This is a genomic window from Kitasatospora sp. NPDC057542 (assembly GCF_042801945.1).
Taxonomy (GTDB): Bacteria; Actinomycetota; Actinomycetes; order Streptomycetales; family Streptomycetaceae; genus Kitasatospora.
Genome location: NZ_JBHVFE010000253.1, coordinates 1 through 12,633 on the forward strand (window position 1 = coordinate 1; position 12,633 = coordinate 12,633).

Annotated in this window: 12 protein-coding genes; 1 reads left to right on the forward strand and 11 read right to left on the reverse strand. The window is 70.9% G+C overall.

Annotated elements, in window-relative coordinates:
- Positions 1 to 34 precede the first annotated feature (34 nt).
- The 11 genes from rpoZ to pyrR all read right to left on the reverse strand — a co-directional run bounded on the left by rpoZ (position 35) and on the right by pyrR (position 11,716).
- The gene (gene rpoZ / locus ACFU7Y_RS27215; protein WP_188297240.1) at positions 35 to 304 is read right to left on the reverse strand and encodes a DNA-directed RNA polymerase subunit omega; all 270 of its coding nucleotides are present in this window, start codon (positions 302 to 304) and stop codon (positions 35 to 37) included.
- 37 nt (positions 305 to 341) lie between these two features.
- Entirely contained in the window at positions 342 to 899 is a 558-nt protein-coding gene (gene gmk / locus ACFU7Y_RS27220; RefSeq protein ID WP_224276698.1) for a guanylate kinase, read from the reverse strand.
- Between the two features lie 49 nt (positions 900 to 948).
- Positions 949 to 1,275 (reverse strand): integration host factor, actinobacterial type, encoded by a 327-nt coding sequence (gene mihF / locus ACFU7Y_RS27225; protein WP_030056187.1) that lies wholly within the window; start codon positions 1,273 to 1,275, stop codon positions 949 to 951.
- 360 nt (positions 1,276 to 1,635) lie between these two features.
- Positions 1,636 to 2,469, reverse strand: a complete 834-nt coding sequence (pyrF, locus tag ACFU7Y_RS27230; RefSeq protein WP_224276696.1) for an orotidine-5'-phosphate decarboxylase — start codon at positions 2,467 to 2,469, stop codon at positions 1,636 to 1,638.
- 31 nt (positions 2,470 to 2,500) lie between these two features.
- Complete coding sequence (locus ACFU7Y_RS27235) at positions 2,501 to 3,604, reverse strand: quinone-dependent dihydroorotate dehydrogenase (protein WP_224276695.1); 1,104 nt, start codon at positions 3,602 to 3,604, stop codon at positions 2,501 to 2,503.
- A gap of 144 nt (positions 3,605 to 3,748) precedes the next feature.
- Positions 3,749 to 7,057: a carbamoyl-phosphate synthase large subunit gene (gene carB, locus ACFU7Y_RS27240; RefSeq protein WP_380769954.1), complete on the reverse strand. Its 3,309-nt coding sequence runs from the start codon at positions 7,055 to 7,057 to the stop codon at positions 3,749 to 3,751.
- Positions 7,050 to 8,207, reverse strand: a complete 1,158-nt coding sequence (carA, locus tag ACFU7Y_RS27245) for a glutamine-hydrolyzing carbamoyl-phosphate synthase small subunit (RefSeq protein ID WP_224276691.1) — start codon at positions 8,205 to 8,207, stop codon at positions 7,050 to 7,052. Before carA ends, carB begins: the two co-directional genes overlap by 8 nt.
- A complete protein-coding gene (locus tag ACFU7Y_RS27250) occupies positions 8,204 to 8,767 on the reverse strand; it encodes a hypothetical protein (RefSeq protein WP_224276689.1) in 564 nt (187 codons plus the stop codon). Before ACFU7Y_RS27250 ends, carA begins: the two co-directional genes overlap by 4 nt.
- A complete protein-coding gene (locus ACFU7Y_RS27255; RefSeq protein WP_224276702.1) occupies positions 8,767 to 10,071 on the reverse strand; it encodes a dihydroorotase in 1,305 nt (434 codons plus the stop codon). Before ACFU7Y_RS27255 ends, ACFU7Y_RS27250 begins: the two co-directional genes overlap by 1 nt.
- A 26-nt stretch (positions 10,072 to 10,097) precedes the next feature.
- Positions 10,098 to 11,087, reverse strand: coding sequence for an aspartate carbamoyltransferase catalytic subunit (locus ACFU7Y_RS27260; RefSeq protein ID WP_224276687.1), 990 nt, complete (start codon positions 11,085 to 11,087; stop codon positions 10,098 to 10,100).
- Between the two features lie 5 nt (positions 11,088 to 11,092).
- Positions 11,093 to 11,716, reverse strand: a complete 624-nt coding sequence (gene pyrR, locus ACFU7Y_RS27265) for a bifunctional pyr operon transcriptional regulator/uracil phosphoribosyltransferase PyrR (RefSeq protein ID WP_380769955.1) — start codon at positions 11,714 to 11,716, stop codon at positions 11,093 to 11,095.
- 329 nt (positions 11,717 to 12,045) lie between these two features.
- Between pyrR and ACFU7Y_RS27270 the strand changes: the two genes are divergently transcribed.
- Entirely contained in the window at positions 12,046 to 12,549 is a 504-nt protein-coding gene (locus ACFU7Y_RS27270; RefSeq protein ID WP_030056198.1) for a transcriptional regulator, read from the forward strand.
- The last annotated feature ends 84 nt before the right edge of the window (positions 12,550 to 12,633 follow it).

Consider the following 12,633-nt stretch of genomic DNA (forward strand, 5'->3'; position numbering starts at 1 on the left):
CCGCCGGGCCCTCCGGGAAAGGTACGGGGCTGCCTCAGGCGGCGCCCTCGACCGCCTCGGCGGTCAGCATGCCCGCGTTGATCTCGCGCAGGGCGATCGACAGCGGCTTCTCGTGCACGTGGGTGTCGACCAGCGGGCCGACGTACTCCAGCAGGCCCTCGCCGAGCTGGGAGTAGTACGCGTTGATCTGGCGCGCGCGCTTGGCGGCGTAGATCACGAGGCTGTACTTGGAGTCGGTGGCCTCAAGCAGCTCGTCGATCGGCGGGTTGATGATGCCCTCGGGCGCGGTCATGGAAGAGGACACGCTAAAACCTTCCGAAAGGGTGGAAAAGACAGACAGGTCAGGCTACACCGAGCAAGGCTAGCAGTTCGGCCGCTACCTGCTCGACGGAGGTGTTGACAAGGGTCGTGTCGAACTCGGGCTCGGCCGCGAGCTCGACCTTGGCCGCCTCCAGCCGCTTCTCGATCACGTCCTGCGGCTCGGTGCCCCGGCCCGTCAGCCGGCGGACCAGCTCGTCCCAGCTCGGCGGAGCCAGGAAGACCAGCTGCGCCTCGGGCATCGACTCGCGCACCTGCCGGGCGCCCTGGAGGTCGATCTCCAGCAGCACCGGCTCGCCGCGCTCCAGCTTCTCGTGTACGGCCGCGCGCGGGGTCCCGTAGCGGTTCCCGGCGAACTCGGCCCACTCCAGCAGCTCGCCGTTGGCGACCAGCTTGTCGAACTCGTCGTTGTCGACGAAGTGGTACTGGACCCCGTTCTTCTCGCCGGGCCTCGGATGGCGGGTCGTCGCCGACACCGAGAGCCAGACCTCGGGGTACATCTTCCTCATATGAGCGACGACCGTGCTCTTGCCGACCCCCGAAGGGCCGGAGAGCACGGTCAGCCGCGGACGCTCACTCATGCACCGATTATCCCGGATCGCGGGGGATCCTGGGACCACGGGGGCACGGTCAGGCGGCGCCACCGCCGAACTCCCGCTCCAGGGAAGCGATCTGGTTCGTACCGAGGCCGCGGACACGCCGGCTCTCGCTGATGCCGAGGCGCTCCATGATCTGCTTGGCGCGGACCTTGCCGACCCCCGGAAGGGACTCCAGCAGGGCCGAGACCTTCATCTTGCCGATGACGTCGTTGTCGGCCTTGCCGGCCTTGATCACCTCGTGCAGGGAGGCGCCGGAGTGCTTGAGCCGGTTCTTGACCTCGGCGCGCTCCCGGCGAGCCTCGGCGGCCTTGGCGAGCGCGGCGGTGCGCTGTTCAGGGGTAAGGGGCGGAAGAGCCACGCCGTTCACCTCAGGGTGTGGATGGAAGGGATTGAGCTAGGACTGGTTCGGTACCGAGGACACCGTCCGCAAGGGGAACCACAAGGCCCTGACCTGCGGGAGACGCGGAAATCGCGGCTCGCCGATGACCTATCGCCGGACACTACCCGTATTGCGGCGCCACGTCAGGAAAAGAACACGAAAAGTCCTGGTCAGCCAAGGCCGACCAGGACTTTCCGGGGCAAAATGACCGCGATTGCGAGACTTTGACAGGGTCGATGTGACGGCGCTCACGTCGACTCGCGAACGCCTCCGCCGTCCTGCGGACACTGCGCACGTCACCGGACGGATGCCCGGCCGCCCCGCCCGACGGCCGCGGACCTACTTGACGGCGTCCGCGAACTCGCCGACGAAACGCTCCGCCGCCTCCCGCAGCGCCGGCACCGACGGGCCGTGCTTGAGCACGTCCCGGCTGACGCTCGGCACCACGTTGATCACCGAGGCGCCGAACACCCGCGGCAGGTCCGCCATGGTCGCGCCCTGGGCGCCGATCCCGGGGGCCAGCAGCGGGCCGTTGATGGCCAGCTCCACGCCCGCGTCGGCCAGCGTCGCGCCGACCACCGCGCCGAAGGAGCCGAGCGGCGCGGCGCCCGCGTTCTCGGCCGCCAGCTGCCGCAGCACCGAGGCCGCGACCGGCTCGCCGTCCGCGCCGACCGCGCGCTGCACCTCGGCACCCTCCGGGTTGGAGGTGAGCGCCAGCGCGAACACACCGCAGCCCTGCTCCCGGGCCAGGTCCAGGGCCGGGCGCAGCGAGCCGAAGCCCAGGTACGGGCTGACCGTCACCGCGTCCGAGAACAGCGGGCTGCCCGGCGACAGGAAGGCCTCGGCGTACGCGGCCATGGTGGAGCCGATGTCTCCGCGCTTGGCGTCCATCAGGACCAGCGCGCCGGCAGCCCGGGCCTCCTCGACGGTCTTCTCCAGCACCGCGACGCCCTTGCTGCCGAAGCGCTCGAAGAAGGCGGCCTGCGGCTTGAGCACGGCCACCCGGTCGGCCAGCGCCTCGACCACGGTGCGGCTGAAGGTCTCCAGCCCGGCCAGGTCGTCGCCGAGCCCCCAGGCGGCGAGCAGGGAGGCGTGCGGGTCGATGCCGACGCAGAGCTGGCCGCGGGTGTCGAGGGCCTGGCGCAGCCGGGCGCCGAACGGGGCGAGGGTCATGTCGTCTCTTTCCGGAGGTGGTGGGGGGAGTTCAGGAGCTGCGCACGGCGCTGCCGACGGCCTCGGCCAGGTTGCGGAAGCCGCCCGCACGGACCTTGGCGGACAGGCCCTTGTGGATCTTCCGGCACCAGAACGGGCCCTCGTAGATGAAGGCGCTGTAGCCCTGGACCAGGTCGGCGCCGTGGACGATCCGCTGCCAGGCGTCCTCGGCGGTCTCGATGCCGCCGACCGAGACGAGGGTCAGCCGGCCCTCGGTGCGGGCGCGCAGCCGCTGGAGGACCTCCAGGGCGCGGGCCTTGAGCGGGGCGCCGGACAGGCCGCCCATGCCGATCTCCTCGACCCGCCCGGCGTCGGTGCGCAGGCCCTCGCGGCCGATCGTGGTGTTGGTGGCGATGATGCCGTCCAGGCCCAGCTCCAGGGCGAGGTCGGCGACCGCGTCGACGTCCTCGTCGGCCAGGTCGGGGGCGATCTTGACCAGCAGCGGCACGTGGTGCGCGGTGGTGCGGTCGGCGGCCTCGCGGACGGCGGCCAGCAGCGGCCGCAGGTGGTCCACGGCCTGGAGGTTGCGCAGCCCGGGGGTGTTCGGCGAGCTGACGTTGACCACCAGGTAGTCGGCGTACTTGGCCAGCCGCTCGGTGGACTTCACGTAGTCGGCGACGGCGTCGGCCTCCTCGACCACCTTGGTCTTGCCGATGTTGACGCCGATCACCGGGGTGGAGCTGGTGTGCGGGCGGGCGGCCAGTCGGGCGGCGACCCGAGCCGAGCCCTGGTTGTTGAAGCCCATCCGGTTGATCAGCGCGCGGTCCTCGACCAGGCGGAACAGCCGGGGCGCCGGGTTGCCCGGCTGGGGCTCGCCGGTGATGGTGCCGATCTCGACGTAGTCGAAGCCGAGCATCGACAGGCCGTCGATGCCGACGCCGTTCTTGTCGAAGCCGGCCGCCAGGCCGAACGGGCCGGGCAGGTCGAGGCCGAGGGCACCGGTGCGCAGGGCCCGGTCACGCGGGGCGAGCACCAGCCGCACCAGGGTGCGCAGGCCGGGCACTGAGGAGGCGAGGCGGATCCAGAAGAAGGCGAGGTGGTGGGCCTTCTCGGGGTCCATCTTCTTGAAGACGAGGTCGAACAGAAGCTTGTACAAGGGTGGTTCAACTCCCGGAGCTGTTACCGGACGTGGGCGTGGCGGCGGGCCTGGGGGCACCCCCGGCCGAAGGCTGGGGGAGGGTGGGCGGGCATGGAAGTGGGGGGCACCCGACTGGCTTCGGTGCCCCCCACTGCGGTGGTGCTACTTGCGGCCGGCGTTGATCAGCTCGGCGTGCTCCTGGAGCGACATCACTCCGACCTCGTCGCGCAGCAGCCGGTCGATGCCCTGGACGGCCGCGCCCATCGCCTGGACGGTGGTCAGGCAGGGCACCGCGCGGGCCACGGCCGCGGTGCGGATCTCGTAGCCGTCGAGGCGGCCGCCGGTGCCGTACGGCGTGTTGATGATGAGGTCGACCTCGCCGTCGTGGATCAGCTGGACGATGGTCCGCTCGCCGTTCGGGCCCTCGCCCTCGCTGTGCTTGCGCACCACGGTGGCGGGGATGCCGCCGCGCTGGAGCACCTCGGCGGTGCCGGCGGTGGCGAGCAGCTCGAAGCCGAGGCCGACCAGCGCCCGGGCCGGGAAGACCAGGTTGCGCTTGTCCCGGTTGGCCACCGAGACGAAGACCTTGCCCTTGGTCGGCAGCGCGCCGTAGGCACCGGTCTGCGACTTGGCGTAGGCCGTGCCGAAGACCTTGTCGATGCCCATGACCTCACCGGTCGAGCGCATCTCCGGGCCGAGCACGGTGTCCACCCCGCGGCCGTGGACGTCGCGGAAGCGGCTCCACGGCATCACGGCCTCCTTGACCGCGATCGGCGCGTCGGCGGGCAGCGTGCCGCCGTCGCCCTCGGCCGGCAGCAGGCCCTCGGCGCGCAGCTCGGCGATGGTGGCGCCGAGCGAGATCCGGGCGGCGGCCTTGGCCAGCGGCACGGCGGTCGCCTTGGAGGTGAACGGGACGGTCCGGGAGGCGCGCGGGTTGGCCTCCAGGACGTAGAGGATGTCCCCGGCCAGCGCGAACTGGATGTTGATCAGGCCCCGGACGCCGACACCGCGCGCGATGGCCTCGGTGGAGGTGCGCAGGCGCTTGATGTCGAAGCCGCCGAGGGTGATCGGGGGCAGCGCGCAGGCGGAGTCGCCGGAGTGGATGCCGGCCTCCTCGATGTGCTCCATGACGCCGCCGAGGTAGAGCTCGGAGCCGTCGTAGAGCGCGTCGACGTCGATCTCCACCGCGTCGTCGAGGAAGCGGTCGATGAGCACCGGGTGCTCGGAGATCAGACCGGCGTGCCGCTCCAGGTACGAGGCGAGCGAGGCCTCGTCGTAGACGATCTCCATGCCGCGGCCGCCGAGCACGTAGGACGGGCGGGCGAGCACCGGGTAGCCGATCTCGTCGGCGATCGCCTTGGCCTCCGCGAAGGAGAAGGCGGTGCCGTGCTTGGGCGCGGGCAGGCCGGCGTCGCGCAGGACGCGGCCGAAGGCGCCGCGCTCCTCGGCGAGGTCGATCGCCTCGGGCTGGGTGCCGACGATCGGCACGCCGTTGTCCTTGAGCGCCTGGGCCAGGCCCAGCGGGGTCTGGCCGCCGAGCTGGACGATCACCCCGGCGAGCGGGCCGGCCTGCTGCTCGGCGTGGACGATCTCCAGCACGTCCTCCAGGGTGAGCGGCTCGAAGTAGAGCCGGTCGGAGGTGTCGTAGTCGGTGGAGACGGTCTCCGGGTTGCAGTTGACCATGACGGTCTCGTACCCGGCGTCGGCGAGCGCGAAGGAGGCGTGCACGCAGGAGTAGTCGAACTCGATGCCCTGGCCGATGCGGTTCGGGCCCGAGCCCAGGATGATCACGGCGGGCTTGGTGCGCGGGGCGACCTCGTTCTCCTCGTCGTAGGACGAGTAGAAGTACGGGGTCTTGGCGGCGAACTCGGCGGCGCAGGTGTCGACGGTCTTGAACACCGGGCGGATGCCGAGGGCGTGGCGCACCTCGCGGACGACGTCCGGCTTCAGCCCGCGGATCTCGCCGATCTGCTGGTCGGAGAAGCCGTGCCGCTTGGCGTGGCGCAGCAGCTCGGGGGTGAGCTCGGCGGCCTCGGCCAGCTCGGCGGCGATCTCGTCCAGCAGGAAGAGCTGGTCGACGAACCACGGGTCGATCTTGGTGGCCTCGAACACCTCCTCCGGGGTGGCGCCGGCCCGGATGGCCTCCATCACGGTGTTGATCCGGCCGTCGGTCGGCACGACCGCCTTGGCCAGCAGCTCGGCCTTCTCGCCCACCGGGCCGGTCCAGGAGAACTGGGAGCCCTTCTTCTCCAGCGAGCGCAGCGCCTTCTGGAGCGCCTCGGGGAAGTTGCGGCCGAGGGCCATGGCCTCGCCGACCGACTTCATGGTCGTGGTCAGCGTCGCGTCGGCGCTCGGGAACTTCTCGAACGCGAACCGCGGCACCTTGACCACGACGTAGTCGAGGGTCGGCTCGAAGGAGGCCGGGGTCTCCTCGGTGATGTCGTTGGGGATCTCGTCCAGGGTGTAGCCGACGGCCAGCTTGGCGGCGATCTTGGCGATCGGGAAGCCGGTGGCCTTCGAGGCGAGCGCCGAGGAGCGGGAGACGCGCGGGTTCATCTCGATGACGATGACCCGGCCGTCCTCGGGGTTGACGGCGAACTGGATGTTGCAGCCGCCGGTGTCGACGCCGACCTCGCGGATGACGGCGATGCCGATGTCGCGCAGGATCTGGTACTCGCGGTCGGTGAGGGTCATCGCCGGGGCGACGGTGATCGAGTCACCGGTGTGCACGCCCATCGGGTCGAAGTTCTCGATGGAGCAGACGACCACGACGTTGTCGTGCTTGTCGCGCATCAGCTCCAGCTCGTACTCCTTCCAGCCGAGGATGGACTCCTCCAGGAGCACCTCGGTGGTCGGCGAGAGGGTCAGGCCCTGGCCGGCGATGCGGCGCAGGTCCTCCTCGTTGTGGGCGAAGCCGGAGCCGGCGCCGCCCATGGTGAAGGAGGGGCGGACGACGACCGGGTAGCCGCCGAGCGTGTCGACGCCGGCCAGCACCTCGTCCATGGTGTGGCAGATGACCGAGCGGGCGGACTCGCCGTGGCCGATCTTGGCGTTGACGGCCTCGACGACACCCTTGAAGAGGTCGCGGTCCTCACCCTTGTTGATCGCCTCGACGTCGGCGCCGATCAGCTCGACGCCGTACTTCTCCAGCGTGCCCGCCTTGTACAGCGAGATCGCGGCGTTGAGCGCGGTCTGGCCGCCGAGGGTCGGCAGCAGCGCGTCGGGGCGCTCCTTGGCGATGATCTTCTCGACGAACTCCGGGGTGATCGGCTCGACGTAGGTGGCGTCGGCGATCTCCGGGTCGGTCATGATCGTGGCCGGGTTGGAGTTGACCAGCACGACCCGCAGGCCCTCGGCCTTGAGGACCCGGCAGGCCTGCGTACCCGAGTAGTCGAACTCGGCGGCCTGGCCGATCACGATCGGGCCGGAGCCGATCACCAGGACGGACTTGATGTCAGTGCGCTTAGGCACGCTGGCCCTCCATGAGCTTCACGAAGCGGTCGAACAGGTAGGCGGCGTCGTGCGGACCGGCGGCCGCTTCGGGGTGGTACTGCACGCTGAAGGCGGGGACGTCGAGCGCCTGGAGGCCCTCGACCACGTCGTCGTTGAGGCAGACGTGGGAGACCTCGACCCGCCCGTAGGCGGTGTCGCTCACCTTGTCCAGCGGGGCGTTCACGGCGAAGCCGTGGTTGTGGGCGGTCACCTCGACCTTGCCGGTGGTGCGGTCCTGCACCGGCTGGTTGATGCCGCGGTGGCCGTACTTGAGCTTGTAGGTGCCGAAGCCCAGGGCGCGGCCGAGGATCTGGTTGCCGAAGCAGATCCCGAAGAACGGGGTCCTGCGCTCCAACACGCCCTGCGCCACGGCGACCTGGTGGTCGGCGGTGGCCGGGTCGCCCGGGCCGTTGGAGAAGAAGACACCGTCGGGGTTGACGGCGTAGACGTCCTCCAGGGTGGCGTTGGCCGGCAGCACGTGCACCTCGATGCCGCGCTCGGCCATCCGCTGCGGGGTCATCGCCTTGATGCCGAGGTCCAGCGCGGCGACGGTGAACCGCTTCTCACCGATCGCGGGCACCACGTACGGCTCGGTGGTGGCGACCTCGGCGCACAGGTCGGCGCCCTTCATCTCGGGCGACTGCTGCACCCGGGCGAGCAGGGTGGCCTGGTCGGCCAGCGCCTCGCCGGAGAAGATGCCGCAGCGCATCGCGCCGCGCTCGCGCAGGTGGCGGGTCAGCGCGCGGGTGTCGATGCCGCTGATGCCGACGACGCCCTGGTTGACCAGTTCCTCGTCGAGCGGGCGGCGGGAGCGCCAGTTGGAGGCGACCCGGGCGGGGTCGCGCACCACGTAGCCGGCGACCCAGATCTGCTTGGACTCGTCGTCCTCGTCGTTCCAGCCGGTGTTGCCGATCTGCGGGGCGGTCATCACGACCACCTGGCGGTGGTACGACGGGTCGGTGAGGGTCTCCTGGTAGCCGGACATGCCGGTGTTGAAGACCGCCTCGCCGAAGGTCTCACCGAGAGCGCCGTAGGCCTGGCCGCGGAAGGTCCGGCCGTCCTCCAGGACGAGCACAGCGGGCGTACGCTCCCGCCGTTGGCGCTGCGTGGTGGGGGCAGGTGCGGTCATTGGGCGGCCTCTTCCGTCTTCGTCTTCGTGCGTGTTGCGAGCTGAGCGATCGCCTCGACCCAGGCGGCGTGCTCATCGGGGTGGTCGGCCCGGAAGCCGGAGTCCAGCTCGGAGCCCTCGTGCGTCCAGGTGACGACGAGCAGCCCGGAGGGGACGACCTTGCCGGCGATCCCGGAGTCCGTGCGGGCACCGGTCAGGTGTTCGGCCGGGATCCAGAAGTCGACGTCACCGGGGCGCTGCACCAGCAGGCCGTCCTCGCCGAGGGTGAGGTCGGCACGGCTGCGGGTGCCCAGGCCGTGTGCGACGACCCGGTCGAGCCAGTTCCCGGCGGTGGTCGTGCCGTGGTACCGGCCGCTGGTCTCCAGGAGGGTGCGCCCGGCGCGGGCCGGCACGGCCGGCAGCGGCGGGATGCCGGACTGCAGGGTGCGCCGCCAGTTCCAGCCCTGGCGCATCAGCCAGTAGACGAGGCCGATCACGATCAGCAGGCCGACGGACCAGCCGATGTAGCCGGGCCAGTTGGTGACCTTCGCCTGCTCCTGGGCGAGCGTGGCGTGGTACATCACTCCGTGCCGCCCTGCTCGGCCGGCTCGCCGGCCAGCACGGTGGCACGCCCGCGCAGGAAGGTGGCGTGCACCCGTCCGGGCAGGTCCAGGCCCTTGTAGGGAGTGTTGCGGCTGCGGGTGGCGAAGCTGTCCGGGTTCACGACACCACGGTACGCGGGATCGAACAGCACCAGGTTGGCCGGCTCACCCACCGAGATCGGCCGGCCGTGGCCGGCGAGACGGCCGATCCGGGCCGGGCGGTGCGACATCCGGTCCGCGACGCCCTCCCAGTTCAGCAGGCCGGTGTCGACCATGGTCTGCTGCACGACCGACAGTGCGGTCTCCAGGCCGACCATGCCCATCGCGGCCACGGCCCACTCGCAGTCCTTGTCCTCGGCCGGGTGCGGCGCGTGGTCGGTGGCGACGGCGTCGATGGTGCCGTCGGCCAGCGCCTTGCGCAGCGCCTGGACGTCCTCGGCGGTGCGCAGCGGCGGGTTCACCTTGTACACCGGGTCGTAGGTGCGGACCAGCTCGTCGGTGAGCAGCAGGTGGTGCGGGGTCACCTCGGCGGTGACGTCCCAGCCCTTGGACTTGGCCCAGCGGACGATCTCGACCGAGCCGGCCGTGGAGAGGTGGCAGACGTGCAGCCGGGAGCCGACGTGCGCGGCGAGCAGCACGTCGCGGGCGATGATCGACTCCTCGGCGACGGCCGGCCAGCCGCCGAGCCCGAGCTCGCCGGAGACCTGGCCCTCGTTCATCTGGGCGCCCTCGGTCAGCCGCGGCTCCTGGGCGTGCTGGGCGACGACGCCGTCGAAGGCCTTGACGTACTCCAGGGCGCGGCGCATCAGCACCGCGTCGTCCACGCACTTGCCGTCGTCGGAGAAGACCCGGACGCCCGCGGCGGACTCGTGCATCGCGCCGAGCTCGGCGAGCTTCTTGCCCTCCAGGCCGACGGTGACGGCGCCGACCGGCTGCACGTCGCAGTAGCCGGCCTCCTGGCCGAGCCGCCAGACCTGCTCGACCACGCCGGCGGTGTCGGCCACCGGGGTGGTGTTGGCCATCGCGTGCACGGCGGTGAAGCCGCCCATCGCGGCGGCCCGGGTGCCGGTCAGCACGGTCTCGGCGTCCTCGCGGCCGGGCTCGCGCAGGTGGGTGTGCAGGTCGACCAGCCCGGGCAGGGCGATCAGCCCGGTGGCGTCGATCTCGATGTCCGCCTCGACCGTCAGGCCGGTGCCGATCTCCTTGATCACACCGTCGGCGAGGTGGAGGTCCTGCGGGGCGCCGTCCAGGATCCTGGCGTTGCGGATCAGGTAGCTGACCATGGTGCCGGTTCGCTCGCTGCTCTCGTTCACTGGGCGGTCTCCACGGAGTCGGTACGGGGGGTTTCGGCGGGCGCGTCGGCGAAGACGGCGCCGCCGAGCAGCAGGTAGAGGACGGCCATCCGGACGGAGACGCCGTTGGCGACCTGCTCGACCGCGGTGCAGCGCGGCGAGTCGGCGACCTCGGCGGTGATCTCCATGCCGCGGACCATCGGGCCGGGGTGCATCACGATGGCGTGGTCCGGCAGCTGGGCCATCCGGCGGCCGTTCATGCCGTAGCGACGGCTGTACTCGCGCTCGGTCGGGAAGAACGCGGCGTTCATCCGCTCGCGCTGCACCCGCAGCATCATCAGCGCGTCCGTCTTGGGCAGCACGCTGTCCAGGTCGTAGCTGATCTCGCAGGGCCAGTTCTCGACCCCGATCGGCAGCAGCGTGGGCGGGGCGACGAAGGTGACCTGCGCGCCGAGGGTGTTCAGCAGGTGGACGTTGGAGCGGGCGACCCGGCTGTGCAGGACGTCACCCACGATGGTCACCCGGCGGCCGGCCAGGTCGTGGCCGGCACCCGGGTTGAGGTGGCGGCGCATGGTGAAGGCGTCGAGCAGCGCCTGGGTGGGGTGCTCGTGGGTACCGTCACCGGCGTTGATCACGCTGCCGTGCAGCCAGTCGGACTGGGCCAGCCGGGCCGGCGCGCCGGAGGCGTGGTGGCGGATGACCACCGCGTCGGCGCCCATCGCCTGGAGGGTCAGCGCGGTGTCCTTGAGGCTCTCGCCCTTGGAGACCGAGGAGCCCTTGGCGGAGAAGTTGATGACGTCGGCCGACAGGCGCTTCTCGGCGACCTCGAAGGAGGTCTTCGTCCGGGTGGAGTCCTCGAAGAAGAGGTTGACGACGGTGCGGCCGCGCAGCGTGGGCAGCTTCTTGACGGCCCGGCCGGAGAGCTGGGCCAGCTCCTCGGCGGTGTCCAGGATCAGCAGCGCGTCGTCGCGGCTGAGATCGGCGGCGGAGACGAGGTGGCGCTTCACGCGGGTTACTCCGGGAGGTGCGGTTCGGACGGCTTGGCTGCCATGGCCTGCGAGGAACGTGCGGTGAAGTCGCGGTCCCCGACCAGGACGGCGTCCACGCCGTCGCTGTCGGACAGGCGCACCTGCACGGCCTCGCGCAGCGAGGTGGGGAGGTTCTTGCCCACGTAGTCGGCGCGGATCGGCAGCTCGCGATGGCCGCGGTCGACCAGGACGGCGAGCTGGACGGCGCGCGGGCGGCCGATGTCGTTCAGAGCGTCGAGCGCGGCACGGATGGTGCGGCCGGAGAAGAGCACGTCGTCGACCAGGATGACGAGCTTGCCGTCGATGCCGCCGGGCGGGATCTCGGTGTGCTCCAGGGCGCGGGCGGGCTTCAGCCGCAGGTCGTCCCGGTACATGGTGATGTCCAGGGTGCCCAGCGGGATCTCGCGCCCGGTGATCTGGGCCAGCCGGCCGTGCAGGCGGCGGGCGAGGTGGACGCCCCTGGTGTGGATGCCGAGCAGCACGACGTCCTCCGCGCCCTTGGCGCGCTCGACGATCTCGTGCGCTATCCGGGTGACGACCCGGGCGATGTCCGTGCCGTCCAGCACCTGGTGCGGCGGCCGGGGCGTCGGTTCGTGGTGTGTGGTCATGCCGAAGCGGACCTCCTTCCCCGCCTCACGGGACGGGCCTTAAAGGATGTCTGGGATGGCCCCCGCCGACGGGGCGCGGGCTCCGGTCATCCTACCAGCGCGCCGGATCGCAAACAGACGTCCATCATTCCGCTTCCCCGGGTTAACACTCCGGACGCGCCGACGATGCGGGCCATTCGCACGACTGCCCCATTCGGCTTGACGCAACTACCTTACTCTACGTAACCTCACAGTGAGTTACGAGACGGACGTCGGACCCACCGGTAACGACGTCGGCAATCGCCCGTGACCCACCACTGAACGCGAAGCAATCTCGTCCGGGGAGATCAATGTCCAGCGACTACGCGAAGCAACTCGGAGGCAAGCTCCGAGCGATCCGCACTCAGCAGGGGCTCTCCCTGCACGGTGTCGAGGAGAAGTCCCAGGGGCGCTGGAAGGCAGTCGTCGTCGGTTCGTACGAGCGTGGTGACCGTGCGGTCACCGTGCAGCGGCTGGCCGAACTGGCGGAGTTCTACGGCGTCCCGGTGCAGGAGCTGCTGCCCGGCGGCACGCCCGGCGGTGCGGCCGAGCCGCCGCCGCGCCTGGTCCTCGACCTGGAGAGACTGACCCAGGTCCCCTCCGAGAAGGCCGGCCCGCTGCAGCGCTACGCGGCGACCATCCAGAGCCAGCGCGGTGACTACAACGGCAAGGTGCTGTCGATCCGCCAGGACGACCTGCGCACCCTGGCCGTCATCTACGACCAGTCGCCGTCGATCCTCACCGAGCAGCTGATCTCGTGGGGCGTACTGAACCCCGACGCGCGCCGTGCGGTGCGCGAGGAGGACGCGAGCTGAGGCTCACCGCACCGGCTCCGGCCAGCGGATCCAGGCACGATCCAGCACTCGTTTCCGTAGTGCTGGCAAGCAGAAACGTCACGG

Coding starts and splice junctions, on each gene's coding strand:
- gmk (WP_224276698.1), bottom strand. CDS start 899: ATGAGTGAGCGTCCGCGGCTGACCGTGCTCTCCGGCCCTTCGGGGGTC.
- pyrF (WP_224276696.1), bottom strand. CDS start 2,469: ATGACCCTCGCCCCGTTCGGCGCCCGGCTGCGCCAGGCCCTCGACACC.
- carA (WP_224276691.1), bottom strand. CDS start 8,207: ATGACCGCACCTGCCCCCACCACGCAGCGCCAACGGCGGGAGCGTACG.
- ACFU7Y_RS27250 (WP_224276689.1), bottom strand. CDS start 8,767: ATGTACCACGCCACGCTCGCCCAGGAGCAGGCGAAGGTCACCAACTGG.
- ACFU7Y_RS27255 (WP_224276702.1), bottom strand. CDS start 10,071: ATGGTCAGCTACCTGATCCGCAACGCCAGGATCCTGGACGGCGCCCCG.
- pyrR (WP_380769955.1), bottom strand. CDS start 11,716: ATGACCACACACCACGAACCGACGCCCCGGCCGCCGCACCAGGTGCTG.
- ACFU7Y_RS27270 (WP_030056198.1), top strand. CDS start 12,046: ATGTCCAGCGACTACGCGAAGCAACTCGGAGGCAAGCTCCGAGCGATC.